Origin of the sequence: Pseudarthrobacter sp. AG30 (assembly GCF_003116525.1) — a bacterium.
GTDB lineage: Bacteria > Actinomycetota > Actinomycetes > Actinomycetales > Micrococcaceae > Arthrobacter.
In genome coordinates this window covers 70,013-96,123 of sequence record NZ_QEHL01000003.1, presented here as the reverse complement: position 1 = coordinate 96,123, position 26,111 = coordinate 70,013, and the positions used below count along the sequence as shown (strand labels likewise).

At 67.6% G+C, this 26,111-nt stretch carries 25 protein-coding genes, 2 tRNA genes and 1 riboswitch; of the genes, 2 read left to right on the top strand and 25 right to left on the bottom strand.

The features are described from left to right. Window positions 1–222: 222 nt before the first annotated feature. Genes DC347_RS03655 through DC347_RS03635 form a run of 5 tightly spaced genes read right to left on the bottom strand, consistent with a single transcriptional unit; the run spans window position 223 to window position 5,279 of the window. The gene (locus DC347_RS03655) at window positions 223–936 is read right to left on the bottom strand and encodes a hypothetical protein (RefSeq protein ID WP_109044480.1); all 714 of its coding nucleotides are present in this window, start codon (window positions 934–936) and stop codon (window positions 223–225) included. After that, entirely contained in the window at window positions 933–2,915 is a 1,983-nt protein-coding gene (locus tag DC347_RS03650) for a VWA domain-containing protein (protein WP_240617684.1), read from the bottom strand. Before DC347_RS03650 ends, DC347_RS03655 begins: the two co-directional genes overlap by 4 nt. After that, entirely contained in the window at window positions 2,906–3,376 is a 471-nt protein-coding gene (locus tag DC347_RS03645; RefSeq protein ID WP_109044478.1) for a hypothetical protein, read from the bottom strand. Before DC347_RS03645 ends, DC347_RS03650 begins: the two co-directional genes overlap by 10 nt. Beyond that, the gene (locus DC347_RS03640) at window positions 3,366–4,265 is read right to left on the bottom strand and encodes a DUF58 domain-containing protein (RefSeq protein WP_109044477.1); all 900 of its coding nucleotides are present in this window, start codon (window positions 4,263–4,265) and stop codon (window positions 3,366–3,368) included. The genes DC347_RS03645 and DC347_RS03640 overlap by 11 nt, the downstream gene beginning before the upstream one ends. Window positions 4,266–4,271: 6 nt before the next feature. Next, complete coding sequence (locus DC347_RS03635) at window positions 4,272–5,279, bottom strand: MoxR family ATPase (protein WP_109044476.1); 1,008 nt, start codon at window positions 5,277–5,279, stop codon at window positions 4,272–4,274. 110 nt (window positions 5,280–5,389) lie between these two features. On the opposite strand from DC347_RS03635, the gene DC347_RS03630 reads away from it, so the two are divergent. After that, window positions 5,390–5,617: a hypothetical protein gene (locus DC347_RS03630; protein WP_109044475.1), complete on the top strand. Its 228-nt coding sequence runs from the start codon at window positions 5,390–5,392 to the stop codon at window positions 5,615–5,617. Here DC347_RS03630 and DC347_RS03625 read toward each other — a convergent pair. From DC347_RS03625 to DC347_RS03600, 6 genes are all read right to left on the bottom strand, one after another. After that, window positions 5,614–6,471, bottom strand: coding sequence for a carbohydrate ABC transporter permease (locus tag DC347_RS03625; RefSeq protein WP_109044474.1), 858 nt, complete (start codon window positions 6,469–6,471; stop codon window positions 5,614–5,616). The genes DC347_RS03630 and DC347_RS03625 overlap by 4 nt on opposite strands. Beyond that, on the bottom strand, window positions 6,468–7,349 hold the full coding sequence (locus DC347_RS03620) for a carbohydrate ABC transporter permease (RefSeq protein WP_109044473.1): 882 nt from the start codon (window positions 7,347–7,349) through the stop codon (window positions 6,468–6,470). Before DC347_RS03620 ends, DC347_RS03625 begins: the two co-directional genes overlap by 4 nt. Before the next feature lie 2 nt (window positions 7,350–7,351). After that, the gene (locus tag DC347_RS03615; RefSeq protein WP_109044472.1) at window positions 7,352–8,701 is read right to left on the bottom strand and encodes an extracellular solute-binding protein; all 1,350 of its coding nucleotides are present in this window, start codon (window positions 8,699–8,701) and stop codon (window positions 7,352–7,354) included. 7 nt (window positions 8,702–8,708) lie between these two features. Then, window positions 8,709–9,908, bottom strand: coding sequence for an ROK family transcriptional regulator (locus DC347_RS03610; RefSeq protein WP_109044471.1), 1,200 nt, complete (start codon window positions 9,906–9,908; stop codon window positions 8,709–8,711). Window positions 9,909–10,128: 220 nt separating this feature from the next. Continuing rightward, window positions 10,129–11,286: a class I SAM-dependent methyltransferase gene (locus DC347_RS03605; protein ID WP_109044470.1), complete on the bottom strand. Its 1,158-nt coding sequence runs from the start codon at window positions 11,284–11,286 to the stop codon at window positions 10,129–10,131. A 50-nt stretch (window positions 11,287–11,336) separates the two neighbouring features. Continuing rightward, window positions 11,337–12,419, bottom strand: coding sequence for an FAD-dependent oxidoreductase (locus tag DC347_RS03600; RefSeq protein WP_109044469.1), 1,083 nt, complete (start codon window positions 12,417–12,419; stop codon window positions 11,337–11,339). A 46-nt stretch (window positions 12,420–12,465) separates the two neighbouring features. On the opposite strand from DC347_RS03600, the gene DC347_RS03595 reads away from it, so the two are divergent. Continuing rightward, window positions 12,466–13,788 (top strand): class I SAM-dependent methyltransferase, encoded by a 1,323-nt coding sequence (locus DC347_RS03595; RefSeq protein ID WP_018761557.1) that lies wholly within the window; start codon window positions 12,466–12,468, stop codon window positions 13,786–13,788. A gap of 20 nt (window positions 13,789–13,808) precedes the next feature. Here DC347_RS03595 and mctP read toward each other — a convergent pair whose 3' ends face one another. From mctP to thiD, 14 genes are all read right to left on the bottom strand, one after another. After that, the gene (gene mctP / locus DC347_RS03590) at window positions 13,809–15,485 is read right to left on the bottom strand and encodes a monocarboxylate uptake permease MctP (protein ID WP_109044468.1); all 1,677 of its coding nucleotides are present in this window, start codon (window positions 15,483–15,485) and stop codon (window positions 13,809–13,811) included. Next, window positions 15,482–15,859 carry a DUF3311 domain-containing protein gene (locus DC347_RS03585; protein ID WP_109044467.1) on the bottom strand — a complete coding sequence of 126 codons (378 nt, stop codon included), beginning with the start codon at window positions 15,857–15,859 and terminating at the stop codon, window positions 15,482–15,484. The genes mctP and DC347_RS03585 overlap by 4 nt, the downstream gene beginning before the upstream one ends. A 204-nt stretch (window positions 15,860–16,063) precedes the next feature. Then, a tRNA-Ala gene (locus tag DC347_RS03580) sits at window positions 16,064–16,136 on the bottom strand. A gap of 194 nt (window positions 16,137–16,330) precedes the next feature. Further along, a tRNA-Ala gene (locus tag DC347_RS03575) sits at window positions 16,331–16,403 on the bottom strand. Between the two features lie 117 nt (window positions 16,404–16,520). Further along, a complete protein-coding gene (rsfS, locus tag DC347_RS03570) occupies window positions 16,521–16,922 on the bottom strand; it encodes a ribosome silencing factor (protein ID WP_026264528.1) in 402 nt (133 codons plus the stop codon). 43 nt (window positions 16,923–16,965) lie between these two features. Next, a complete protein-coding gene (locus tag DC347_RS03565) occupies window positions 16,966–18,255 on the bottom strand; it encodes a hypothetical protein (RefSeq protein ID WP_109044466.1) in 1,290 nt (429 codons plus the stop codon). 7 nt (window positions 18,256–18,262) lie between these two features. Further along, a complete protein-coding gene (gene nadD, locus DC347_RS03560; protein ID WP_255414767.1) occupies window positions 18,263–18,892 on the bottom strand; it encodes a nicotinate-nucleotide adenylyltransferase in 630 nt (209 codons plus the stop codon). Between the two features lie 40 nt (window positions 18,893–18,932). After that, window positions 18,933–19,172, bottom strand: a complete 240-nt coding sequence (locus DC347_RS03555) for a hypothetical protein (protein ID WP_018761563.1) — start codon at window positions 19,170–19,172, stop codon at window positions 18,933–18,935. A gap of 80 nt (window positions 19,173–19,252) precedes the next feature. Then, complete coding sequence (locus DC347_RS03550; RefSeq protein WP_109044465.1) at window positions 19,253–20,617, bottom strand: glutamate-5-semialdehyde dehydrogenase; 1,365 nt, start codon at window positions 20,615–20,617, stop codon at window positions 19,253–19,255. Next, window positions 20,614–21,795 carry a glutamate 5-kinase gene (gene proB / locus DC347_RS03545; protein WP_109044464.1) on the bottom strand — a complete coding sequence of 394 codons (1,182 nt, stop codon included), beginning with the start codon at window positions 21,793–21,795 and terminating at the stop codon, window positions 20,614–20,616. The genes DC347_RS03550 and proB overlap by 4 nt, the downstream gene beginning before the upstream one ends. Next, window positions 21,785–23,374, bottom strand: a complete 1,590-nt coding sequence (gene obgE, locus DC347_RS03540) for a GTPase ObgE (protein ID WP_109044463.1) — start codon at window positions 23,372–23,374, stop codon at window positions 21,785–21,787. The genes proB and obgE overlap by 11 nt, the downstream gene beginning before the upstream one ends. A 117-nt stretch (window positions 23,375–23,491) precedes the next feature. After that, window positions 23,492–23,755 (bottom strand): 50S ribosomal protein L27, encoded by a 264-nt coding sequence (gene rpmA, locus DC347_RS03535; protein ID WP_009372867.1) that lies wholly within the window; start codon window positions 23,753–23,755, stop codon window positions 23,492–23,494. Between the two features lie 61 nt (window positions 23,756–23,816). Then, window positions 23,817–24,125 carry a 50S ribosomal protein L21 gene (rplU, locus tag DC347_RS03530; protein ID WP_018761567.1) on the bottom strand — a complete coding sequence of 103 codons (309 nt, stop codon included), beginning with the start codon at window positions 24,123–24,125 and terminating at the stop codon, window positions 23,817–23,819. Between the two features lie 264 nt (window positions 24,126–24,389). After that, window positions 24,390–25,910 carry a bifunctional hydroxymethylpyrimidine kinase/phosphomethylpyrimidine kinase gene (thiD, locus tag DC347_RS03525; RefSeq protein WP_109044462.1) on the bottom strand — a complete coding sequence of 507 codons (1,521 nt, stop codon included), beginning with the start codon at window positions 25,908–25,910 and terminating at the stop codon, window positions 24,390–24,392. A gap of 7 nt (window positions 25,911–25,917) precedes the next feature. After that, window positions 25,918–26,015: riboswitch (TPP riboswitch) on the bottom strand. Window positions 26,016–26,111 lie beyond the last annotated feature (96 nt).

The following is a 26,111-nucleotide window of genomic DNA, read 5'->3' as shown; positions in this document are numbered from 1 at the left end:
CGACTGTTACGCCTGGAATGAAGTAGTCCGTGAGCAAATGTCAGGCCCACATGGGGGCACCCACACCCTCCGGAACGGAGGATCGCTGACACGTTACCGCGGTAACTTGTCTACGACTCTATGGGGGCACGGAGGGTGCATTCAAGTCGGCAACCGAATAAGACGCAGTTTTACGGCGTGTTCCACACCCGCTGCAGAATTTCCTTCGCCGGCGGACCAGCCCTACCAGGGCCGGTCCGGCGCCGTTCCGCTGGAGTCGTCCAGGTATTGCTCGCGTTCACGGCCGCTGTTCCGTTCCCGCTCGGCCTGCCGCGCACTGTCCTGAAGTTGGTCCAGCTGGCTTTGCCGCGCCTCTGCCGAAGGGACAGGCGCGGGCTCCGTCGATGGTGCCGCTGTTGGGCCTGGCCCTTGGGCGGCCGAGCTAAGCTTTCCTTCCAGCCGTTCGGCGGCTTGCCCCAACCGTCCACCGGCCCCGGCTGGCGCGTCCGGCGACAAGCAACCCGGTGCCTCCTTCGCCGCGGCCAGTGCGGACTGGTACAGGGCAGCGGCCGACGCCGGATCCCCGGCCTCCAGCCGTTCGTCACCAAGGCGTTCGATCACCAGGGCCAGGTTGACCCTGATCAGGCATTCATCCCCGGAACCGGCCGGGACGGTGCGGAGAGCCGTTTCGAAGTCGGTCCGGGCGGCCCCGTAGTCTCCGCGCAGCACCGCAGCGCCGCCGGCGGCGAACGGCGCTTTGTGCGGCTCCACCACGTTGGCCACGCCGAGGCCACCGGCGGCGGCGTCCACGCCGGAAGCGTCCCCGGCCGCGTACCGTACGGCAGCATGCTCGGCGAGGACGCCGAGGCTGAGGAGCTTTGCCGCCACGCACAGCGCCAGGAGCACCGGCAGCAGCGACCAGAGCAGCAGGCGACGGCGGCGGACCGGAGGCTTCACCGTACGGCCTCCGCCCGTGCCGGCCGCGGGAGCCCGCGCAGCCGGCGCAGGACCGCCGCCGCTTCGGGCAGGGCCAGCAGGAACGCACCGGCGGCCAACAGCCAATACACCTCGGTCCGGGCCGCGACGGAACCGTCGCCGTCCGAGTGTTCCGCCTTTCCCGGGTGCGCCTGCCGCATCATGTCCGCCACCGGGGCGCCCGCGTCCCGATGCACGTACGGTACGCCCAGTTGCGCCGAAATGGTCCGGAGCCGTCCCTCGTCGATGACGGAGCGTGCGTCCCCTGCGCCGTTGTCCTGGACATATCCGCCGTGCGGTCCTGTCGCAGCGCCGCCGGCAGAACCGTCGCCGGCGTCCAGGCCGGAGTTTTCCTTCATCCGGCCGCCCTCCGCCGTGCCATAGCCGAGGACCGCTCCCCCAGCCACCAGTCCGGCGTCGAACGCCATTGCCTCCGGTTCCGTGCCACTGGTCTGTTCCCCGTCACCCAGGTAGTACACCAGCCGCGGGCGGCCGGGGTGGCTGTCCCGGGCGGCGGCCAGCCGCTCTGCGAGGACCTGCCTGGCGGCGGTGATGCTGCTGCCCTTGGCGTAAGCGGTGACTTGGGGCTCGAGGACGTCGGTGATGGTCTCAAGGGCCAGGGTATCGGTGCTCAACGGCATCCGGACATGGGCGGTGGTGTCGAAGGTGATGACTGAAAAACGCGCGCCCGGCAGCTGTTCCGCAATGGCCTTGATGTCCTTGCGGACGCCTTCGAGCCTCGGGGTTGCGCCGCCGTAGTCCTCGGCCACCATGCTGGTGGTGGTGTCCACCACGAAGAACACGTTGAGGTCCGTCGAGGCGGCCGGCACGTTACCGCCGGGCAGGCCGGGCCGCAGGGCTGCTGCCCCGACGAGCAGGACGACGGCGGAACGCCTGCACCATGCACGGCGCCCCGGCCCGGCGGGACGTGGCGGCGTGCCATGCCGGCCGCGCCTCAGCGGTGGCTGCACCTGCCACAGTGCAGCGCAGAGTACCAGTGCAGACAGAGCTGCGGTGGCCAGCGGTACTCCGGGAACCTCCGTCAGCACGGCCCGCGGCGCTCCCTGGATTGCAGCAGCCTCGGTCTTTTCGACGCCGGACACGATCCCGGCCACGGCGTCAGGGCTGTCCAGGGCGTAGTAGGAGCCGCCCGTAGACTCCGCCGCAGCCCGCAGCCGGGCGCCCGGCTGGTCCGTCCCGGCGCCGTAGTCAACGTCTCCCGGATTCAGGGCGTAGACGTGCACCGACCTTTCCTTGGCCAGTTGCGCCGCCTGCTCCAGGGTCATGATGGGTTTGCCGGAAAGGAAGTTATCAGTGGCCAGCACTATCGACCGCGAGCGCTGCGGTCCGGCGGCACCCGGGCCGGTGGCGCCCTGGAAACTGTTCAGGCAGGACGCCAGGCCATCGCCGATCAGCGAGGAACCACGGCCGCTCCAGGTGCCGTCCAGGAATCCGGAGCTGCCGGGCTTGCCGTCGAAAGCGTCCTTGGCGGCCTGGAGTTGCTCCTGGGCATAAGCGTAATCGTCCGTCAGCGGGAACACCTGGATAGCGCTGCTGTCGAAAATGGTCAGGCCGATCCGCTCGCCGTCGAACTTCCTGGCCAGGCCGGCGAAGACGTCCACCACTGCGGCGTCGGCGTTGCTCATGGAGCCGGATGCGTCCAGGCACAGCATGATGTCCCGGTTGTGCTGCTCCGGCCGGGTGGTTGCCACGTCCACGGGGCGGGCAGCAGCCACCGCCGTCGAGGCCAGCAGCAGGGCACACGCGGTCCCGGCCACGAGCAGCCATCTCCGGTGCCGCCGAAGGGCTGCCTGGTATTCCGGCAGCGCGGTGAGCCGGTCCGCGTGGGCCACCGGACGGCGTCGAACGTCTTCCCGTCCGTTGCGCCGCAGCCCGGCCCACACGGCCCACGCCACGGCAGCGGCAGCCGGCAGCAGCACCCACCACAACATCAACTCCATGCGCGCACCACCGCCGAAGTCCTTGCCGCGGAGGCGCCCACGGAGGGCAGCGGACCGGGCCCGAATTCGGCCGGGTAGAGGGCTTCGACGGCGTCCGCGGCCGCAGGAAGCGGGTGCTGCGCCAGGTCCTGCTGCGTCATCCGGGTGGCGTCCACCCCGGTGGCGTCCCGGACGAATCCGCGCAGGAGCATGCTGATCTGCTGGTGCGCGGCCCGGGCGTCGAGGGTGCCTGCTGCAGCATCGCGTTCCACGTCACGGATGCGCTGCAGGTAGGCGGCCTTGAGCGACGGGAGGTCTGTCAGGGCGGGACGCGCCGGTGCGGAACCGGAAGCGGGGCCGGCACGGGAGCTTAACCACACGAAGGCGTACCAGCCGGCCACCAGGGCCAGGATTGCCGCTCCGCACCACACCCATGCGGGGTTGTACGGCAGCGGTCCGTAGAATCCGGGGTCAGCCTGCACGCCGGTGCCTTTCCAGCAGGGCAAACAGACCGGTCATGACGTCGTCGCTGGCGGCCACATCCCCCTCCACGATCCCCGCAGCACGCAGCATGGCCTTGCGCTCCGCATCGCGCTGGGCGGCCGCGGTGGCATAGGCGGCCGCCACGCCGGCCGCCGCCGCAGGCTGCCAGGCCATGACCGCGGAATCGGCCACGCTATAGGAATCGGAGGTGGAAGATTCCCGTATCTCCTGGCTGGACGGCGCCAGGTCCGCGTCCCGGACCGTCAGCCAGAGGATCTCGTGCTGCGCGCGGAGCCTGCGGAGGAGCTGGCCCGTGGCGTCATCAGCGGGCAGTTCATCCGCGACGACGAACAACAGGCGGCGGCCCTTGACGTTGGCGGCCACGTGCTTCAACTGGTCCTGGAGCCTGCTCGGGGGGCCGTCCAGCCTGGTGTTGGTGTCGACGTGCCTCAGCAGCCGCTCCAGGTGCTCCTCACCGCCCTTAGCGGGCAGGGACCGGGTGGTGGAAGAGTCGCCGCAGACCAGGCCCACCACATCCCCATGGCGGAGGGCAAGGTAGCCCAGGACTCCCAGTGCGAGGATGGCAATGTCCTTCTTTGCCTCCCCGGATTTGGCCTCCGCAGCCATGTTGCGCCCGGTATCGGTAACGAGGAGGACTGTTTGCCTCCGGACTGCCACATAGCGCCGGATCAGGGGTGAGCCGTGGCGCGCCGAGGCCTTCCAGTCGATGTCGCGGACCTCGTCACCGGGAACGTAGGCGCGCAGGTCATCGAAGTCGAGGCTGCGGCCACGGAAGACGGAACCATATTCGCCGTCGAGCATTCCCCGGGCTTTCCGGTGCGCGAAGATGGCCATCTTCGACTTCACGCGCTGGAGCAGGCTTGGCATGCGGGGTCAGGGGGTCTGGACGGCTGCGACGATGGCGTCGATCACCGATTCGACCGGCACTTGCTCGGCCACGGCGTCGAAGTTCAGGATCAGCCGGTGCCGCAGCACCCGGTGGGCCAGCGACCTGACGTCCTCGGGGATGACGTGGTCGCGGCCATTCAACAGGGCCACCGCGCGGGACGCCTGGCTGAAGGCGATGCTGGCGCGGGGGCTGGCGCCGAATTCGATGAATCCGGCAAGCCGGGAGTCGATGTACTGCGAAGCATGCCGGGTCACGTACACCAGCCCCACGATGTAGTTGATCACCGCAGGATCAATGTAGATCCGCCTGGCGAGGGCCTGGATTTCGGTGATGGCGTCGAGGGAGGCGGCGGCAGCAGGCTTCTGGTCCGCGGTGAAGATGCCGGCATCGATCCTGCGGATAATCTCCGCTTCCTCCGCAGGCGAGGGGTAGTCCAGCACATCCTTGAGCATGAAGCGGTCCATTTGGGCTTCGGGGAGCTGGTAGGTGCCTTCCTGCTCGATCGGGTTCTGGGTGGCCAGGACCAGGAACGGCGAGGGCAGCCGGTAGTCCTGGCCGCCGATGGAGGTCTGGCGTTCCTGCATGGCCTCCAGCATGGCGCTCTGGGTCTTGGCGCTGGAGCGGTTGATCTCGTCCAGCAGCACGATGTTTGCGTGCACCGGACCCAGCTGGGTGACGAAAGTTCCTTTGGCGGCGTCGTAGATCTGTGTTCCCACAATGTCGCTGGGCAGCAGGTCCGGGGTGCACTGGATGCGGCGGAACTCGGCGCTGACGGCCTCGGCCACCGTTTGCGCCGCAGTGGTTTTCGCCAGTCCCGGGACGCTTTCGAGGAGGATGTGGCCGCCGGTCAGCAGGCCCACCAGGAGCGATTCGCGCAGCCGGGACTGCCCCACCACCTTGGCGTCGAAACTGCGGGAAATGTTCGCGACCACCTGCTGCGCCCTGGCCAGCTCCGCCGGTTCGATTCTTGCGGGCACGCTGGTCGAAAGCACTGGTATTCCCCCTGGTGACGGTGATGGAGTCGCGGGCCGGGCCGGCCGTGTCCCGCCCGCCATCCTATCCAAGACCGCGGGGCCCGGAACGGCAATGGGCACCCCTCCCCATGCGGGCCAGGCAGGTCTATCCTTTTGCCATGACCGAGCTTCCAGACAGTTACAAGGAGTACCTCGCCGGCAAGAACCAGTTGTTCGTCGACACCGTCAGGCCGGTCCTGATGCAGTCCGCGGCGGACAAACTGCACGGCGTCCGCGTAGTGGACACCCACCACGGACACCAAGCCCACCTGGACGATACCCTCCCCTTCGGGGTGGTGCTGGAGGACATCGACTAACCCCTGACAGCTCCCGACAGCGCCAACGGGTTGCCGGCGCCGCGCGCCACGATGCCGTAGAGGGCCAGCACCGGCAGGGAGTACAGGATGGAGAAGGCGGCCAGCTGGCCATACGCCACGGCCCCGTACTGGCCGAAAAAGCTGAAGATCGATACCGCCGCCGGCTGGTTGGCTTCAGAGAGCAGGAGCACGAACGGTACGAAGAAGTTCCCCCAGGCCTGGATGAACACGAAGATAAACACCACGCCCAGGCCCGGGCCCATGAGCGGCAGCACGATTGAACGCAAGGCAGCCAGCCGGGATGCCCCGTCCACCCAGGCGGCCTCCTCCACGGCCAAGGGCACCGCATCCATGAAGTTCCTGGTCATCCAGATGGCCATGGGCAGGCTGGTCGCGGACAGGAACAGCACTGTGGCGGGCAAGGAATCCAACAGCTGAAGCTGAACGAACAATCCGTACACCGGAACCATGATGGCCGTCACCGGCAGGCAGGTGCCGAACAGGATGCCGTAGAGGAACGGGGTGTTGAACCGCGACCGGAAACGGGAGAGCGGATAGGCAGCCAATACGGCCGCTGCCAGCGTCACGGCACCGGTCCCTGCAGAAAGCAACAGGCTGTTCCACAGCGGCCGGAACAGCAGCTCCGGGGTGAGGACTGCGGAAAAATTGTCCAGGGCAGGCCGCAGCGGAACTTTGGTGCCATGCCCGGCGGCCGGGTCCAGCGAACCGAGGACCAGCCACAGCAGCGGCAGCACGAAGCACGCGCCGATCACCAGCAGGACGGCATCCGCCACCGCGCTCCCCCGCGGACGGCGGCGGGCCCGTGGCCGGAGGGCAGTCCGAGCGGCGGTCACGGCTTCTGCTCCCGCAAGAGTCGAAGATAGGCGGCCCCGAACACTGCCCCGATCAGGATCAGCACCGAGGCGACCGCCGTGCCATAGCCGATATCGCCGAATTTGAAGGCCTCCTGGTAGGCCATGACGGGCAATGTGGAGCTGCCGTTGGCCGGACCGCCCGCGGTCATGACCCAGATCAGGGTGAACACGGCCAGGGTCTGCAGCGTGACCAGCATCAGGTTGGTGGCGATGCTGCCCCGGATCACCGGCAGGGTGATGAACACCAGCCGCTGCCAGGCGCCGGCACCGTCCATGTGTGCCGCTTCGGTGAGCTCGGCCGGCACCCCGCCCAGCGCCGCGCGGTACACCAGCATGGAGAAGGCGGTGCCACGCCACACGTTCGCCATGATCACGGCCAGCATGGGCACGGCGTAGAGCCAGTCGACCTCCGCCAGTCCCATCCCGCCGAGCAACTGGTTGAGCGTCCCGTCGCGGCTGAAGAAGGCGTAGGCAGCGAAAGCCGCCACGATTTCGGGCAAGACCCAGGCGGCAACGACGGCGGTACCCACCACCGCCGAGACTGCGGGCCGTGCCCGGCGCAGAAGGACCGCCAGGGCCAGTCCCAGGACGTTCTGGCCCAGAACGGCGGAGCCGCCCACGAACAGCACCGTCAGGGCCAGCGAGAGCGGGAACACCGGGTCCTGCAACAGCCGCTGGTAGTTCTCCAGACCCACCCATTCCGGGTTCCTGGCATGCCGGCCGGTCAGTCCGGCATTGGTCAGCGAGGCCTGGAACGCCCACAGCACCGGGCCCGCCAGGAAGACAGCAAGCAGCAGGACGGCCGGCAGGACCGGCAGGTAGCGGGCGAGCTGCCGACGTTGGTGGTGGCGTGCCACCGCTACTTCCGGACGGTCTTGTCGCCGCCCACGATGCCTGCCACGGCCGTGTCGTAGTCGGCGGCCGCCTGCTCCGGGGTCCTCTTGCCCGTGATGACGGCTTCGGTGGCCTCCTGGACGGCAGCGGAGATCCGGGGGTAGTCCGAGGTGGCGGGGCGGTAGCGGGTCACCGACACCAGGCTGGACACGTCTTTGACGAAGGGGTTGGCGGACTGGTAGCCCGGATCGGCTGCGACGTCGGTGCGGACGGCGATCTGTGAACTGGCGACCGTGAACTGCAGGGAGTTCTTTGCATTCAGCGCCGTGGTCAGGAACGTGAAGGCGAGGTCAGGCTGCTTGGTTTCCGCGCCCACGGCCAAGGTCCAGCCGCCGGACATGCTCACGGCACCCGGTGCCCCGCCGTTCTGCGTGGGGAACGGGGCCACGCCCATGTCCTGCGCGTACGCCGGCCATTCGTAGCTTCCACCTTTTTGCCAGAACGACGGCGTATAGGAGCCTTCCACGGTGGCGCCCAACTGTGCTTTCGGGAACCAGTCCCCGAACACCTTCTTCCAGACGTTCGGGTCCAGCGCATCGGCAGGCGGCACTGCGAGGCCCTCCTGGTAGAGCGTCTGGAGGAAGGCGAGTGAATCCTTGAAGCCTGCTGAGCCGACGACCCACTTTTTCGCATCCTGGTCATAGAGGCCGGCACCGGTGCCGTAGAGCAGCTCGTAGAACCCCTGCATCACTGTTCCCTCGCCGGTGCCTTTGCCGGCGTACATGTTGAACGGGATCACGGCGGGGTTCGAGGCCTTGATCTTCCTGGCGGTGTCCAGGATGTCCTGCCAGGTGGCCGGGCGCCAGGGCAGCGCGATGCCCGCGGCTTCAAAGACTTTCTTGTTGTACCAGATGGCCCGTGTGTCGGTGCCCAGCGGCACTGCGTAGGTGCCGCCGTCGTCCGCCTTCCCGGCTTCCTTCGCGCCGGCGTCGAACTTGTCCCAGTCTTCCCACGCCGCCAGCCGGCTGTCCAGGTTCAAGAGGTACCCGGCATCCACGTCCGAACGGACCTTGAAAGTGTCTTCGTAAAAAACGTCGGGGGCAGTGGCAGGCGACCTGAGCGCGAGGGCCAGTTTGGTGCCGTAGTCGTCGTCGTTTGCCTGGATGGGCTGGAGTTCAACGGTGATGCCCTGGTTTGCTGCTTCGAACTCCTTCTTGGCGTCCTGGAACATGGTGTCCAGTGCGGTGAAGGAATCCGTCTTCTGGTAGGCCACCTTGATCGTCTTGCCGCCTGCAGGATCGGCGGGAGTACAGCCGGCGAGGGCCAGTGCTGCGGCGGCCAGCAGGGACACCGTGGCGGATACCCGGCGAAGCATGGTCCGGTCAGCTTTCCAGCAGCAGCCGCTGGGCGCGGGGCGCGAGGGTATGTTCCAGGACCAGCGATGCTGCGCCGATGGCGCCCACGTCCTCCCCTACGCCGGTGCCCACAACTTCGATGGGGTGGATCAGGCGGGCGGCGCTGTTGGTATCCAGGAGGGACGGGATCAGCTCCAGGTAGCGTTGGGACAGGCAGGTCCAGAACGGCCCGCCGAAGACAACCCGTTCAACATCCAGGGTGTTGGTGACCACTGAAACTGCCCGTGCCACCAGGACGGCTGACTTGTCCAGGATGGCGGAGGCCCGTTCGTCACCGCCGTAGGCGTGTGCGCAGAGGTCGGCGAAGCTCTGCTTGATTTCGGCGGCACTGCTGGCCGGGGATCCTTCCAGGATGCCGGCCGCTTCCGCCTCTGCCACCAGCACCTGCGGGATGCAGGAGGATTTGACGCAGCCCCGCTGGCCGCAGTCGCAGGGAGGGCCGTCCGGATCCACCACGATGTGGCCGATCTCGCCGGCATTGCCGGAGGTTCCGCGGATGACCTCGTCGTTGAGGACGATGCCGCAGCCGATGCCGGTCCCCATGTACATGAAGACGAAGCTCCCCGCGCCGCTGGGGCCGCCCGCCCAGGTTTCCGCCACTGCCGCGCTGGTGACGTCCTTGTCCACCAGCACCGAGTAGCCGGTGGCCCTGGCCAGCGCCTCACGCAGTTCCACCCGGTCCCAGCCCGGCAGCAGCGGCGGGTCCACCACGGTGCCGTTGTCCAGGTCGATGGGGCCGGGAGCGGCCACGCCCACGCCTGCGATGCGGCTGCGGTCCACGCCGGAATCGGTGACGAGCTGCGCCAGTTCCGCGGCGATGGTGTTGATGACGGCGGAGGGATCGTTCCCGCCCGGGGTCTTGATGCGTGAATGCCGGACCACCGCCCCCACCAGGTCCAGGACCACGAACGTGGTCACTGCCGGGTCAAGGTGGACACCCAAGGCGTACATTCCGCCAGGGTTGAGCCGCAGGATGGTGCGTGGCTTGCCCGGTCCGCTGCCCTCTTTGCCGGCTTCCACGATCAGGTTCTGGTCCAGCAGGCGCCGGGAAATATTGGAGATGGTCTGCGGGGACAGGCCCACGATCTGCGCGAGTTCCACGCGGCTCAAACCGCCGGTGGTCCTGCGGATCGCGTCAAGGATGACGGTGAGGTTGAAATCCCCCATCCTGGGCAAGTTGGTTCCGCGCCTCGGAGAAGATTGGCGGATCTCAGACACGGTGTCCCCTAAACGTCTTCGGCTACCTGCATACGGTGATGCTTTGAATCGTACGTTACGGGCGGGCGCCCGCCCACATGGCCGGGCGGCGGCGCGGCGCGGGAACGGTCCACGTCAGCGGCGGGTTGGCGGTGGGCGCCGGTCAACGGGTGGCAGCCGCCGGCCCGGATCAGCGGGGACGGCGGACGCTTCGCGTGACGGTGAATTTAGGATTCATGCCTTCCACGACGGTGGGTCCGACGTGCCGTTCCAGCGCCGGCAGGTAGGCAAGGTGCCGGTTGAAGACCGTCCACAGCTCCCCGCCGGCGGCCAGGACGCGTCCTGCCGCCTCGATCATCTTGATCCCGGCGCCCGCGTGGACGCCGGCGCCAACGTGGAAGGGCGGGTTCAGCAGGACGGCATCGGCAGCGCCGTCGGGGAAGGTACTGAGCGCGTCATCCTGCAAGACAGTGATCCGGTCCGCCAGGCCGTTCGCCCGTGCGGTGGCGAGGGCCGACTGCACGGCGGCCGCGGACTGGTCGGTGGCCGTCACGGCGGCGCCAGGGAACTGGCGGGCGTACATGGCGGCGAGGATGCCGGTGCCGCAGCCGAGGTCGACGGCGTGCCGTGCCGGTTTCATGGCGGGCAGGAACGTCAGCAGGAATCGGGTGCCGATGTCCAGTTTGGCGCCGGCGAAGACAGCGCCGTGGGCGGCAACGTCAAGGTCCAGCTCAGCGAGGTGCTCCACCACCGGAAAGCGTGGCGGTGCGGCCGGCTTTGGTCCGGCGGCCAGGACCAGCCGCGACTTTTGCCGGGCGAGCTGCGGCTGGACGGACGCGAAAAAGCGTTCCAGGACCGCGTTCATGCCCAGGGACATGTGTTTGACCCTGCCGCCGGCCAGCAGCAGCACCCCGGGGGCCGCATGGCGGGCGACGGCAGCCGCAATCTCCTCCAGCTCCGCCAGGGTCTTGGGCAGTTGCAGCAGGACAGTTTCCGCGCCTGCCAGGAGCTCAGGCCCGAGGGGCAGCTGGACGAACTCCGTGCCGTCACCGGCGTATCCCGGCAACTGTGCGTCGCATTGCGCGGCGTTCAACCGCAGCGCCCGCTCCCCCGTCACCAGATCCTGGTGCACGCGCAGGGAGGCCGGGGCGAGGACTGCGGAGGCGCCCAAGGTCAGGGCGCCGTAACGGTCACCGATGACGGCAATGGTGCTGCCGGACCGGCCAAGCTGCACAGCGGTGTCCAGGAGCAGCCGGTCCGTGGCGTCCCAGGCGTGGAGGTTGGGCGCTTCAACATCGGGCCGCCGGCGCAGGACATCGAAAATCTCCGCCAGGGTATGTGCTGCCACCGCTGTCCTGCCGCCTTCTGTCGTCCGTGCCGGCCCCGGGTTCCCCGGAGTCACCCCCACGTTACCGTTTCCGCCGCCGGAGCCATCCCGGGCAGTGCCGCGATGGCTGCCACTGCAGCCCGGCCGGCCCGGTTGGCGCCGATGGTGGACGACGACGGACCGTAGCCCACCAGGTGGACGCGCGGCTCAGCTGCCACCTGGGTTCCTTCCATCGCGATCCCGCCGCCCGGTCCGCGGAGGTGGAGCGGGGCAAGGTGTTCCAGTTCGGCCCTGAAGCCGGTGGCCCACAGGATGACGTCCGCCTTCAGGAAACTGCCATCGGCGCGGCGGACTCCGTCCGGTTCGATGGACGTGAACATGGGCTGCCGGTCAAGGACGCCGCGCTCCCGTGCTGCGCGGAGCGCCGGAGTCCAGATTAGTCCGGTCGCCGATACGACGCTTTGCGGCGGGAGGCCCCGGCGGACACGGTCCTCCACCAGGGCCACTGCGTCGTGCCCGGCCCGGGCATCGAAAGGGGCGTCCCGCCAGGCCGGTTCCCGGCGCGTGAACCAGCTGGTGGACGTCACCCGGGAAATCTCGTCCAGCAGGCCGACGGCGGAGATGCCGCCGCCCACCACAATCACGTGCTTGCCCGTGAATTCAGCGGCGGAGACGTAGTCGGCAACGTGCAGCTGGCGGCCGCGGAATGAGGACCGGCCCGGGTAGATGGGCCAGAACGGGCGGCTCCAGGTGCCGGTGGCGTTGATGAGGGCCCTGGCGCTCCAGACGCCGTCGGACGTCTCCACCCTCAGCCGTCCGGCCGGGTCCTCGTCTTCCCGCCGGACAGCACGCACTTTGACGGGCCGGTGCACGGCAAGGCCCAGGGCGGCCTCGTAGCCGCCAAAGTAGCGGGTCAGGAATTGGGAGCTGGGCTCGGTTGGATCGACGTCCGGTTTGGGGATCCCCGGCAAGTCGCTGATTCCGTTGACCGTTGCCATGCGCAGGCTCTTCCACCGATGCCGCCAGGCACCGCCCGGACCGTCCTCGGCGTCGAGCACCGCAAAATCGAATCCCCGGCGCTGCAGGTGGTAGGCGGCGGACAGGCCGGCCTGGCCCGCCCCGATGACCACCACATCGGTCGGCTCAGGAATCACTCCCCAATGATAGTCGCGGAGGGCAGCACAGCCTTAGGGTGGGCCCATGGACACTGCGGGAGCCACCAAGGCCACGGGACATGCTGACCGGCTGGCAACAGCGTTGGGGGTGGTGCTGGGGACGGATCGGATCCCCTTGCGCCTGAGGGCCTGGGATGGCTCCGAGGCCGGGCCCGCGGACGCCCCGGTCCTGGAGTTCAGGTCACGCCGGGCACTCCGGCGGATGCTGTGGTCACCGGGGCAACTGGGACTGAGCCGGGCGTATGTAGCGGGTGAGATCGACGCTCCGGGAGACGTGTTCGCGGCCTTCGGGGCACTGAGCTCGGCAGGGAAGTTTGCCGAGCCCGGCCCCTTCCGTCCGCCCACTGCCCGCGAACTGTTGCTGCTGGCACGGACTGCGGTCAGGCTGGGCGCGGTAGGTCCCAACCCGGTTCCGCCGCCGGAGGAGGCCCGCATTGCACGGAAGGGCCGGATGCATTCCCGGGGCCGGGATTCTGCCGCCATCTCCCATCACTACGACGTCGGCAATGATTTCTATGCCCTGGTGCTGGGATCCTCCATGGTCTATTCCTGCGCGGTATGGCCGGCCGCCGGCGCGCCGGATCCGCAGGCGCCGGACGTGGGCCTGGACGCCGCGCAGGAGGCCAAACTGGACCTGGTCTGCCGCAAACTGGGCCTCCAGCCCGGGATGCGGGTCCTGGACGTGGGGTGCGGCTGGGGCAGCTTCGCCCTCCACGCGGCCGCCAGGTACGGGGTCAGCGTGGTGGGGGTGACGCTGTCGACGGAACAGGCCGCCCTGGCCGCCAAACGGGCTGCAGATGCCGGCCTCACCGGCAGCGTGGAGATCCGGGTGCAGGACTACCGGGATGTGCACGACGGACCGTTCGACGCCATCAGCTCCATTGGCATGTCCGAGCACGTGGGCCGGGCCCAGACCCCCGCCTACGCCGCAGCGCTCTTCGGGCTGCTCAAGCCCGGCGGCCGGCTGCTGAACCACGCCATCTCCTGGAATGCCGGCCCCACCAGCCCCGATCCCGACTCGTTCATTCCCCGGTACGTTTTCCCCGATGGGGAAATGATCAGCCTGGGCGAGATGGTGGCCGCCCTGGAAACAGCCCGGTTCGAAGTCCTCGACGTCGAGGCCCTCCGCCGCCACTATGCCCTGACCCTCCGGGCCTGGGTCCGGCGGCTGGAAGAGAACTGGGACGAAGCGGTAGCCCTCGCCGGGGCGGGGCGCGCCAGGGTATGGCGCCTCTACATGGCGGCCAGCGCCCTGGGCTTCGAAAACGGGCTGACCGGCGTCAACCAGGTCCTTGCCCGCCGGCCGGGCGGGGCTGAGCCGCCACTGCGCCGCCACGACTGGTTGTGACACCAGGCCCGGATGGGCGGCTAGGCCACTGGCGACGGGCCACCCGGCTGGGTGTAATGCTGGGTCTGCTCGATCTGCACGACCTTCGGGTCGGTCTCATCGGCGGCGTAGTCCGTGGGCCGCGTCAGGTCCTCCCCCGTCCGGACCTTCAGTGCCCGCAGCACCACAGTCAGGACGACGGCGACCACCAGGTTAAGCGCGAACGCGGACACCGCGATGTACACGCTGAAGTCCGTCCCCGGGAAGGCTGCCACCGAGCCACCAAAGTGCGCCTTGGTGACAGGGTTGACCACGTTATAGGCGGAGACTGTTCCGAATACGATGCCCACTGCCCAGCCGGCCAGGAGGGCCCACCGGTCGAACCAGCGGGTGTACAGGCCGGCCACTACCGCCGGGAACGTTTGCAGGATCCAGATGCCGCCCAGCAGCTGCATGTTAATGGCGGCGGACTGGTCCATGGCGATGACGAAGACCAATGCGCCCACCTTCACCACCAGGGAGACGATCTTGGATACTTTCGCTTCGGTCCTGGCGTCCACGTCGGGCCGGATGAAGTCGCGGTAGATGTTGCGGGTGAACATGTTCGCGGCGGCGATCGACATGATCGCTGCCGGCACCAGGGCACCGATGGCGATGGCGGCCAGCGCGATTCCCGCGAACCAGGCCGGGAAGTGGTCAAGGAACAGCTGAGGGACCACCAGCTGCGGGTTGACCGATCCATCCAGGTCGATGGGCTTGGTCCCGGCCTGGATGGCAACGAATCCCAGCAGGGCCAGGAAGCCGAGCATCAGCGAATACAGCGGGAGGATCGCGGCGTTGCGGCGGATGGTGTTCCGTGCCTTCGAGGCCAGCACGGCCGTCACGGAGTGCGGGTACATGAACAGAGCCATGGCTGAACCAAGGGCGAGTGACCAGTATGCGGAGTAGTTGGCGGCGCCTGGAATGAAGACGCCGGCCGGCTTGCCCGTGGCCTGGTTGACGGTGCCCAGTTTGGCCTGCGCGGAATTGAAGATCGTGTCCCAGCCACCAAACTTGATGGGCAGGTAGATCACGGCCACGATGACGGCGAGGTAGATCAGCAGGTCCTTGACCACGGCGATCATCGCCGGTGCACGCAGCCCCGAGGTGTACGTGTAGGCGGCCAGGACCACAAAAGCCAGGATCAATGGCAGGTCGGTCAACAGCACGTTGCCGGAGCTGCCCAGGCCCAGGACTGTGAGCACCGCCTTGATGCCGACAAGCTGCAGCGCGATATACGGCATGGTGGCTACGATTCCGGTGACTGCCACCGCCAGGGAAAGCCAACGGCTGCCGTACCGGCCGCCCACGAAGTCGGCCGAGGTGACGTAGCCGTGGCGGTGGGAGACCGACCACAGCCGGCTCATGATGATGAAGATGATCGGGTAGAGGACGATCGTGTAGGGGACGGCGAAGAAGCCGCTGACCGCGCCCGTGGCCCACATGGCCGCCGGGACCGCCACAAAGGTGTAGGCGGTGTAAAGGTCCCCGCCCAGCAGGAACCAGGTGATCCAGGTTCCGAACCCGCGGCCGCCCAGGCCCCACTCGTCAAGGCTGTGCAGGCCCTCCACTTCGGATCCGCGCCGCCACTTGGCAGCGAGGAACCCCATCACGGCCACGACGACGAACAGCAGCACAACGATGACCAGGGCGGTCCAGTTGATTTCGCGCCCGTTCATGGCCGGTCCCCTCCCCGGCCGGTCCGGGCGGGGGCGCCACCCGCCCTCGGCGGGCCGCCGGCCCGTGCTTCAGCCCGCCGTCGTCGGTCTTCCCTGGTGACCAGCCAATAGGCTGTGCCGGTCAGCACGGCGGAAATTGGCACCCATGCCAGCTGGTACCAGTAGAAAAACGGCATGCCGCCCAGCCGGGGTGTGTCAAAGGAGTACAGCTGCGGCATCAGCGGGAGGAGAATGGCTGCCGCCAGCAGGAGGCCGGCCCCAATATACGGAGCCGGCCTGGCCGGTCCCCGGATGGCTGTATCACGCGACAGCGGCGTTCCGTGGGGAACCCCTTCGCCATTCGCACCGTAGCCGGACTCATTCGCCTGGGACATCTGCGACCTCCTCGTCAGCGACGTCCCGGGGCTGGACTCTGGTGAATGAAGACCAGCGGCGGGACGCTGTGCCCTCCATGATCAGTTGTACGCCGGTTTGACCTGCGCGGGAAGGGTTTTGCACCGGGGCCGGCCCGCTTCCAGGGAGCAATGAAAAAGGGAACCATCACCAGGTGATGGTTCCCTTTTTCCTACTTTGCACGGTGGAGCTGAGGGGACTCGAACCCCTGACCCCCTGCATGCCATGCAGGTGCGCTACCAGCTGCGCCACAGCCCCGTACTTCGCGTTTCTTCGGTCGATTTCCCCGGAGCAACCTGACCAGAGTAATGCACTTTTCCGCTGGACGCCAATCGGGCTTTTCCCGCGGCACCGGCGGCGATTGACCGCTGCCGGAAGCTGCCGGCGGCTGCCGTGAACACAGCAGTACAAAAAAATCCGCCGGAACCGTGATGGTTCCGGCGGATGTCCGGTGGAGCTGAGGGGACTCGAACCCCTGACCCCCTGCATGCCATGCAGGTGCGCTACCAGCTGCGCCACAGCCCCGGAATGTTGCCGCTCCGAGAAGCTTTGTTCGGGGTCTCCCCCGAAGCAACTCAAATATCTTAGAACAGCAATTCCGAAAATTCCAAATCGGGAATATTCACGGATCTGGCGACTCGCCTACTCGCCGTCGGCCGCCGCACCGGCCTGGGCGGGGACGTCGTCGCCGAGCTGCAGGTCCACCACCGGGCAGTCCTTCCAGAGCCGCTCGAGGGCGTAGAACACGCGGTCTTCCTCGTGCTGGACGTGGATGACGATGTCCGAGTAATCCAGGAGCACCCACCGGCCACCGGAGCGACCCTCGCGGCGCACCGGGCGGAGGTCCTGCTTGGCAAGTTCTTCCTCGATGCCGTCCACGATCGCGTTGACCTGGCGTTCGCTGGGTGCAGAGGCGATGAGGAAGACGTCGGCCAGGGCCAGCCGTTCGCTCACGTCAAGGGCCACGATGTCGTGGGCTATCTTGTCAGCGGCAGCCTTGGCGGCCGTACGGGCCATGGCGATGGACGTTTGTGTTGCAGTCACGGGACTCCTTGTTTGGGTTAAGTGTTTGTTGCCGCTGGTGGGATCAGCGGGACATGCCGGTGACGATCAGGATGATGCCGGCAACCAGTGCCAGGATCCCGAACGCGAGGATGCAGAACTGGAGGACCCGGTTGCGCCGCGCCCTGGTGAGCCCTGCTGTTGCGGCGTCCAGCGGATCAAGGCCGTAGGCGGACCGTGCGGGTACCCGCGGCAGGTCTTCGAAGAGGTCTTCGGACTGGCCCTCCGGCCGTGCAGCCGGTTTGGGCCGGCCGGCCGCCTTTGCGGCCGCTTCGGCCCTGGCAATCACCTGGGACCGGCCGGTGCCGGACTCGGCTGGCGCTGCTTTGGTACGGGCTGCCGGCCGGCGTTTGCCGCCCGCCTGGACCTTCGTACCGGGCCGGGTGGTGACCGGAACATGCGAAGTTGCCGGCGGTTTCATCACCGGGCGCTCCACGCCGGGCACCTGGACGAACTCAAGCGGCGTGACCATGGCAAGGTTGCTGGCAGTGGATGGGCCGGATTTGTCCTGGGTGCCCGCAGCCGCTGCCTGCTTCGCGGGATCTGCGGCCTGGGCCTGGCCTCCCGCCTGTTCGGCGAGTTTTTGCCGGGCCATCGCCCGCCGGTTCATGACAGCGGCCCTCTCGGCCAGCGCGATCTGTTCGGCGAGGATTTCCGGGTCCACCGCTTCGGGGTCCTGGGAGGCGATGTGCTCCATTTTGGCGATCTGGTTCCGCGCCTGTGCGGCGATGAGGGCCCGTGCTTCCAGGGCCTGCTCCACGGTCATGCCGTCCGGGGCGGAACTGCCGGCTTCCGTCGTAGGTCCCGGGTTGACGGTGTCACCTGGCGCACTGTTCTTTCCGCCGGCCGGCTTGGCTGTGGGCGCAGGAGCTCCGGCGGCCGGCGGGGAGGTTGGGCCGGCCGCGGGTGGAACCACTGGATTGGCGGCCGTCAGTGCCTGCTCCTTGAGCTGCTGCAACCGCAGCTGGCGCCGGGTGGGCGGACCGCCGGCGGACAGCTGCCCCTCCTTCTCTTCGAGCTCCTTGATGGTGCGCAATGCGGCGCGGTCGCGGGCACGGATCTGGGATGAGCGCTGGGGGGCTGACTGGCTTGGAACAGCCTCCGGACGCGCGGCAGGCTCGGCGCTTGCGGTCGAGGCAGGGCGGACCGCAGGGTCCTGCGCGGCAGGTGCCCGCCTGGCAGGTTCGGGCGCACCCTCGGCCGGCCGATTCGCGGCAGGCGGGCGTTGCTCCGTGGTGGCCGGGGTGCCCTGTTGGGCGTCCCTGGCCTTCCGGAGTTCCCGGCGGCTGCGGATGGGAGGCTGTTCCTGACTCATTGAGAACTCATTCAGTACTGGCTGGTTCGCGTGCTTCGGAAAGTGGTTCATCCGCGCCTGCCGGCGGATCGGCATAGAGGTCGTACTTGGCGATGTACTGCACCACCCCGTCCGGGACCAGATACCACACCGGATGGTTCGCTGCCACGCGGGCACGGCAATCCGTGGACGAAATGGCCATGGCAGGCACTTCCAGGAGACTGACGTCCTTACGGCCCATCCCGTCCAGGACGTGCCCCGGGCGGGTGACTCCCACGAAGTGGGCCAGCGACCAGAGCTCGTCAATGTCTTTCCAGGACAGGATTTGAGCCAAGGCGTCAGCACCCGTGATGAAGAACAAGTCGGCGTCCGGCCGCTGGGCCCGGAGGTCGCGCAGGGTGTCGATGGTGTACGTGGGACCCGGCCGGTCCACGTCGACCCTGCTCACGGTGAAACGTGGATTGGAGGCCGTGGCGATCACGGTCATCAGGTAACGGTGCTCAGGCTCGCTGACCTGTTTATGGGACTTTTGCCATGGCTGCCCGGTAGGCACGAAGACCACCTCGTCGAGGTCGAATTCGGCCGCGACCTCGCTGGCCGCCACCAGGTGCCCATGGTGGATGGGATCGAACGTCCCACCCATGACACCAAGCCGCAGCCTTCCCCGGGCACCATTGCGGTGCAGGTTGTGCGAAATGTTAGTGGCCCTGCCCGCGATCGTGCTTGTTGGGGTGCTGGCGGTGCGGATCCGCGTGCTCTTCGGTGGCCGCGTGCCGGTTGCCCAGGTTGTTGTAGGACAGCGTGATGAACATCAGGACCACCAGGATGGCGAACATTGACACGCCGAAGACCCACGGCTCTGCCAGCAGCGGGGCGGGCTCCTCATGGGCTGCGTCGCCTGCCGCGGCGATGGACGTGACGATCTGCTGGAGCAGCATTTTCTCCCCTATGGTCAAGGATTTTCAGGCAGCGGAACCTTCCGCTGCTTTCTAAGGTTCTGGTCTATGTTACCGCGTTGCTACCCGCGGACCTGGCCTTCGCCCTGGACAATCCACTTCGTGGTGGTCAGCTCGGTCAGTCCCATCGGGCCGCGGGCGTGCAGCTTCTGGGTGGAGATCCCCACCTCGGCGCCCAGGCCGAGTTCACCGCCGTCGGTAAAGCGTGTGGAGGCGTTGACGATGACCGCTGCGGAATCCACCTCTGCGATGAACCGTTCAGCGTTGGCGAGGTTGTTGGTGAGGATCGCTTCGGTGTGGCCCGTGGACCATGTGCGGATGTGCTGCACGGCTTCGTCGAGGCTGTCCACCATGGCCACGGCAAGGTCCAGGTCCATGTATTCCGTGGCCCAGTCTTCGTCCGTGGCCGGCTCCGCGTCGATCCCGGCGGGCAAGGCTGCACCGATCCGTTGGTCCACATGCAATCGGACCCCGGCGTTTCGAAGGGCTGTTGCGACGGCGGGCAGCACGGTCGCGCCGGAGTGGACCAGCAGGGTTTCGACGGTGTTGCAGACGCTGGGCCGCTGGGTCTTGGCGTTGAGCAGGATCTCCACCGCCATGGTCTCGTCCGCGGATTCGTCCAGGAAGATGTGGACGTTTCCCTCTCCCGTCTCGATGACCGGCACGGCGGAATTGGTCACCACCGTCTGGATGAGGTCGCGGCCGCCGCGGGGAATCAACACGTCCACCCGGCCGCGGGCCTTCATCAGGACATTGGCGCCGGCGCGGCCGAACTGGTCCACGGTCTGGACGGCGTCGGCCGGCAGGCCTACGGATTCGAGGGCTTCGCGCAGTACCCGCACCAGGACCTGGTTGGTGGCTTCTGCTGCACTGCCGCCGCGCAGGATGACGGCGTTGCCGCTCTTGAGCGCCAGGCCGGCGATGTCCACAGTGACGTTGGGGCGTGCTTCGTAAATGGCTGCCACAACGCCCATGGGCACGTTGACCTGGCGGAGGCGCAGTCCGTTGGGGAGGGTTTGGCCGCGGACAACGTTGCCCACGGGGTCCGGGAGGTTGGCCAGGTTCTCGAGGGCCGCCACCAGGCCGTCAACACGGCTTTCGGTGAGGGTGAGCCGGTCCAGGAGCGCTTTGGAGGTGCCGTTGTCCCGGCCGCGCCGGACATCCATGGCATTGGCTGCGAGGATTGCCTGCACGTTCTCCTGCAGGGCCGCGCCCACGGCGCGGAGGCCGCGGTCCTTCCATGCCCGGTTGGCGGTGGCCATGCTGCGGGCGGCGTGGCGGGATCGGTCCGCGATGGCGTGGACTGCCGCTTCGACGTCCGCTGCGGCGGCCGGCACCCCTGTCTCCTGTCCTGCCGCCGGGCCCGTCTGCGCGTGGTCAGCAGTGGTTCCGGTATCAACGGCAGCGTGGATCAGGGCGTCAGTCATAGTCCAAGTTTAGGCGAGCCGGGGGCCTGGACCAGCACCAGGTCATCTACATGAACAACTTCGCGGTCATAGCCGCTGCCGAGTTCCTCGCCCAGCTCCCTCGTGGAGCGCCCCAGCATGTGCGGCAGCTCCTGGGATGAGTAGTTCACCAGTCCCCGGGCAACTACGGTGCCGTCGGCACCGGCCAGTTCGACGGCGTCGCCCGCTTCAAAGTCGCCATGCACCGCCGAGATGCCCGCCGGCAGCAAGGACGTGTGATGGTGGCGCACGGCCCGCACCGCGCCGTCGTCCAGGACCAGGCGGCCCTGCACGGACGCGACATGTGCCAGCCAGAGGAGGCGGACGGGCTTGCGCGAGCCGTTCACGGAGAACCAGGTGCCGACGTCCTCGCCGTTCAGGGCGGCGGCGGCGTTGGGCGTGGATGTCACCAGCGCGTGGATGCCGGAGCCTGCCGCCATGCTGGCGGCTTCCACCTTGGTCATCATTCCTCCGGTGCCCACCCCGGCCTTGCCTGCTTTGCCAATGGACACGCCCTCGAGGTCCTGCGCTCCGGTGACCAGCGGGATGCGCTTGGCACCGTGGGCCGGCGGACCGTCGTAGAGGGCGTCGACGTCGGACAGCAGCACAAGCGCGTCGGCGCGCACCAGGTGTGCCACCAGGGCGGCGAGCCGGTCGTTGTCGCCGAAGCGGATCTCGTGGGTTGCCACGGTGTCGTTTTCGTTCACGACGGGGACCACTCCGAGGCTGAGCAGCCGGTCCATGGCGCGGAGGGCGTTGGTGTGCTGGCTGCGGCGCATCAGGTCCTCGGCCGTGAGCAGGACCTGGCTGACAGTGACGCCGTGGGCGCCAAACGCCTGGGTGTACCGGGCCATCAGGAGGCCCTGGCCCACGCTGGCCGCCGCCTGCTGGGTGGCCAGGTCCCGGGGACGCTTTTCCAACCCCAGCGGGGCCAACCCGGCGGCGATGGCGCCGGAGGAGACCAGGATGATTTCGGCACCCGCGTTGCGCTTGGCGGCGAGGGCGTCGGCCAGCGCGGTGAGCGACTCCTCGGAAATGCCGCCCTTGATGCTGGTCAGTGAGGAGGACCCCACCTTCACCACGATGCGGCGGGCATCTGCCAGCAGGCTTCTGTCCGCGGAGCCCGCAACGGGCGCCGCGTCCACGACCCTAGAGGTCATCGTCCGCTTCCATTCCACTGTCCTGGACGGGGCGGGCAGCACGGCGTCCGCTGACGGACTCGGTCCAGATACCGGCTTTGCGCTCGGCCTCGAGTTCGGCACGGGCGGCGGCTTTGGCGTCGCGGCGTTCCTGTTGTTCCTCACGCTTCTGGCTGCGGGTGGGGCGGTCGCCGATATCGGCGAACCGGACGTCCGTGCCACGGGGTGAAGCCAGGAGTTCCGCGCCTGCCATCATGGTGGGCTCCCAGTCGAAGACAACGCCGTCGTCCTCGCCAATGACCACCGTATCCCCCGGCTTGGCGCCCTGCTTGAACAGTTCGGTTTCCACGCCCAGCTTGGCCAGCCGGTCGGCAAGGTAGCCGATGGCTTCCTCGTTGGTGAAGTCGGTCTGCTTGACCCAGCGCTCGGGCTTCTCGCCGAGGACACGGAACAGCGGCTCCAGGTTCTTTTCCTCGCGGCGGATCTTGAACCCGGTTTCATTGACGGCGCGCGGCCGGAGCACGACCGGCTGGACCTTGGGAGGTTCGGCCGCGACGGCGTCGCGGGCGGCTTGGACGATTTCGGCCATGGCGAAGCCGAGCTGGCGCAGGCCCTCGTGGCTGGTGGCGGAGACCTCGAAGACGCGGTAGCCGCGCGATTCCAGTTCCGGGCGCACGAATTCTGCCATGTCCTTGCCGTCGGGCAGGTCCACTTTGTTCAGTGCGACGAGGCGGGGGCGGTGGTTGAGGGGGACCACTTGGCCGTCGGAGCCTGCGTAGCTCATGTCCACCGCGTACTTTTCGAGTTCGCCTTCGATGATGGCGAGGTCCGAGAGTGGATCGCGGTCGGATTCGAGCGTGCCGCAGTCGAGCACATGCACCAGGGCGGCGCAGCGCTCAACGTGGCGCAGGAAGTTGTGTCCGAGGCCCTTGCCTTCGCTGGCGCCTTCAATCAGGCCGGGGACATCGGCAATCGTGAAGCGGACGTCGCCTGCCTGGACGACGCCCAGGTTGGGGATGAGGGTGGTGAAGGGGTAATCGGCGATCTTGGGCCGGGCGGCGGACATCGCGGCGATCAGGCTGGACTTGCCAGCGGACGGGAATCCCACAAGCGCGATGTCTGCAATGGACTTCAGTTCCAGGACCACATCGCGGGATTCGCCTTCGATTCCCAGCAGGGCAAAACCGGGAGCACGGCGTTTCTGGGAGGACAGGGCTGCGTTGCCGAGTCCGCCGATGCCGCCGGCGGCGGCAACATATTCGGTGCCTTCACCCACCAGGTCGGCCAGAACGGTGCCGTCCTTGGACTTGACCACGGTGCCGTCCGGAACGGGAAGGACCAGGGTTTCGCCGTTCTTGCCGCCGCGCCAGTCGCCCATGCCGGGTCCGCCGTTGCTGGCGTGCCGGTGCGGCGCGTGGTGGTAGTCGAGGAGGGTAGTGGTCTGGTGGTCCACCCGGAGGATCACGTCGCCGCCGTTGCCGCCGTTACCGCCGTCGGGCCCGCCAAGGGGCTTGAACTTCTCACGGTGGACGGAAACGCATCCATGGCCGCCGGTACCGCCGGATACATGCAGTACTACCCGGTCTACAAAGCTGGCCACGTGGATCTCCTCAGATGCTGTTCAAGCGGCGCCCGGGGACGCCACAACGATTGTAATGCGGTTAAAAGAACAGTGGAGCGGGCCCTCGGGCCCGCTCCACCGCTTCAATACTGGTTGTTACTCTGCGGCTGCAGCAGCAACGATGTTGACCACGCGACGTCCGCGGCGGGTGCCGAATTCAACGGCGCCCGGGGTCAGTGCGAACAGGGTGTCGTCACCGCCACGGCCTACGCCGGCGCCCGGGTGGAAGTGGGTGCCACGCTGGCGGACGATGATCTCGCCTGCGGAAACGACCTGGCCGCCGAAGCGCTTGACGCCGAGGTACTGTGCGTTGGAATCGCGACCGTTGCGAGTGGAGCTCGCGCCCTTTTTATGTGCCATCTGGAATGCCTGCCTCTAAATTCTGGGGAATCTGTTGAAATGCCTGAACAGTAACCGGTGGTTACTTGATGCCGGTGATCTTGACCTTGGTCAGTTCCTGGCGGTGACCCTGGCGCTTCTTGTAGCCGGTCTTGTTCTTGAACTTCTGGATGACAATCTTAGGACCACGCAGGTCCTGGAGGATTTCAGCCGTAACAGTTACCTTGGCCAGGTCCTTGGCTGCGGAGGTGACCTTGTCACCGTCAACCAGGAGCAGTGCGGGCAGCTCAATGGTGCTGCCGGCTCCACCGGCGACGCGGTTCAGGGTAACGAAGTCTCCAACGGAAACCTTCTCTTGGCGGCCGCCTGCGCGGACAATCGCGTACACCACTTGGGAACTCACTTCTCTCGACGTTTATAACAAAATTTGCGTGCGGAACCGACTCAATAAAAGCCTGGTTTCTCGCTGTGCCTCAACGCCGTGGGGTCATAACCCAAGTGTTGGCGTAAGCACCGAAGATCCAGAATACGCTAAATCCGTCTCCAGCCGCAAATGAGGCTGGTTCCGGAGGGCCGGCTGTGATAGTAACCACAGCATGGCATGCAGCGCCGCAACCGTGCGTATCCATTGTAGCCGGGGCGCCGCCGTTGGGCGTCAGGAGTGAATGCGCGGCGCGTCGAAGAATTCCACTTCGAGCCGGCAGGACTGCTTGAACGCTGTGACCATGGCGGCCTGTTCATGGTCGGAGGCCTTCCGTCCGGCCGCATCCACCATGGCGATGGCCTGCCGGGTGGCCTCGGCGAAGCCCTCGTCGGCATAGGTGCGGAGCCACGCGGCGTACGCGTGCCCGTCCGGTTCGCCCGCCGCGAGGAACCGGGCGTGCAGTGTCCTGCCAACCTCGGCGTAGAGCCAGAAGCAGGGCAGGACGGCGGCGGCAAGGACGGCGTAGCTGCCTGACGCCGAGACGGCTGTGAGGTGGTCAACGTAGGACTTGGTAACGGGTCCCAGGCCCGTCTGCCCGGGCCGGGTGCTGAGCCATGAGCGGTGCAGTTCCGATTCAACCTCCAGGCACTGCCGGGCCGAGCCTGCCCAGAACAGCTGCTCCTCTTCGGAGGGGGCCAGGGCACTGGCACGGGCCAGGACCCGGGAGTAGCCGTTGAGGTATTGGGCGTCCTGGGCCAGATAGTAGGCAAAGTCCTTTTCCGCCAGTTCGCCGGAGACCAGGCCTTGGATGAAGTCCAGGGCGTAAATATCCGCCAGGTCCTGCCGGGCTTCGGCCCAGAGCCTGGCCGCGAAGCCGCCTTCCGGCAGGTGGGGCCGCACATGGTGGAAGTGGTGCACGGGCCCGTTCCCGTGGCCGACCTCCAGCCTGCCGGAATCCTCAAGCGCTCCGGCCAGCCAGGGCTTGACCGTCCGCAGCGCCCCTTCCCAGTCGCCCAACCGGGCCTGGACCGTGGCCATGGCAGAGGACAGCGAACAACCCGTCCCGTGGCTGTTGCGGGTGTTGACGCGGGGGCCGGGCACTTCCACCACGTCCCGGGCCAGCACACCGGCGGTGTTCACCAGGGCGTCCGGGCAGCCTTCGCCTGACAGGTGTCCGCCTTTTACCAGGACGGTGGCGCCAGTGGCATCCGCCAGGCGCCTGCCCTGGTCCAGCGCACCTTCCCAGTCCCCCGCTGGCTCTTCGCCCACCAGCATGGCCAGTTCGGGCAGGTTGGGGGTGATGAGGTGGGCAAGCGGAAGCAGGTCGCGGAGGGCGGCCTCGGCGGTTTCCTTCAGCAGGCGGTCGCCGCTGGTGGCCACCATCACCGGGTCCAGGACTACGACGGCGGGACGCACCTTGTCGAGCCATTGCTGGACCGTGCGGATCACCGCTTCGTCGCCGAGCATGCCGATCTTGACGGCGTCGATGGTGATGTCGTCGCTGACGGCATCGAGCTGCTGCGCCAGGAACGCAGCAGGCGGGACGTGGACGGCCACAACGCCACGGGTATTTTGCGCCGTCAGTGCCGTGATGGCGGCCATGCCATATCCGCCGTGCGCTGCAATGCTCTTCAGGTCCGCTTGGACTCCTGCTCCGCCGGAAGGATCAGAGCCCGCAATGGAGAGGACGCGTGGGATATCGCGGCCCGCAGGGGTCCCGGAGGAGTCAGTGGAGGCACTTGGCAGGGGCATGGAGAGGGTCGAAGACAACAGACATCCCTTCGCCGGTACTAGCCGGACAGGTTCAACGGGTGTGGATCTCAGCCGGCCTTCTGCGCGGCACCCCGTGTCGGTTTCCCAGCCTAGCCGGTGGCGCGGTACCGGGCTAAAGGTGACAGCGGCCGGATGCAGGAAGTCCCCGCCTCGTGGACTGTTCCCCCTGTACTTTCGGGG

Bases quoted from the DNA above. Each gene is read 5' to 3' on its own strand.
- thiD (WP_109044462.1), bottom strand. From the start codon at position 25,910: ATGCCCCTGCCAAGTGCCTCCACTGACTCCTCCGGGACCCCTGCGGGC.
- mctP (WP_109044468.1), bottom strand. From the start codon at position 15,485: ATGAACGGGCGCGAAATCAACTGGACCGCCCTGGTCATCGTTGTGCTG.
- DC347_RS03585 (WP_109044467.1), bottom strand. From the start codon at position 15,859: ATGTCCCAGGCGAATGAGTCCGGCTACGGTGCGAATGGCGAAGGGGTT.
- DC347_RS03640 (WP_109044477.1), bottom strand. From the start codon at position 4,265: ATGCCAAGCCTGCTCCAGCGCGTGAAGTCGAAGATGGCCATCTTCGCG.
- DC347_RS03565 (WP_109044466.1), bottom strand. From the start codon at position 18,255: ATGAGTCAGGAACAGCCTCCCATCCGCAGCCGCCGGGAACTCCGGAAG.
- DC347_RS03630 (WP_109044475.1), top strand. From the start codon at position 5,390: ATGCGGGCCAGGCAGGTCTATCCTTTTGCCATGACCGAGCTTCCAGAC.
- DC347_RS03610 (WP_109044471.1), bottom strand. From the start codon at position 9,908: ATGGGGGATTTCAACCTCACCGTCATCCTTGACGCGATCCGCAGGACC.
- DC347_RS03550 (WP_109044465.1), bottom strand. From the start codon at position 20,617: ATGACTGACGCCCTGATCCACGCTGCCGTTGATACCGGAACCACTGCT.
- DC347_RS03650 (WP_240617684.1), bottom strand. From the start codon at position 2,915: ATGGAGTTGATGTTGTGGTGGGTGCTGCTGCCGGCTGCCGCTGCCGTG.
- DC347_RS03615 (WP_109044472.1), bottom strand. From the start codon at position 8,701: ATGCTTCGCCGGGTATCCGCCACGGTGTCCCTGCTGGCCGCCGCAGCA.
- DC347_RS03595 (WP_018761557.1), top strand. From the start codon at position 12,466: ATGGACACTGCGGGAGCCACCAAGGCCACGGGACATGCTGACCGGCTG.
- proB (WP_109044464.1), bottom strand. From the start codon at position 21,795: ATGACCTCTAGGGTCGTGGACGCGGCGCCCGTTGCGGGCTCCGCGGAC.
- rpmA (WP_009372867.1), bottom strand. From the start codon at position 23,755: ATGGCACATAAAAAGGGCGCGAGCTCCACTCGCAACGGTCGCGATTCC.
- DC347_RS03555 (WP_018761563.1), bottom strand. From the start codon at position 19,172: ATGCTGCTCCAGCAGATCGTCACGTCCATCGCCGCGGCAGGCGACGCA.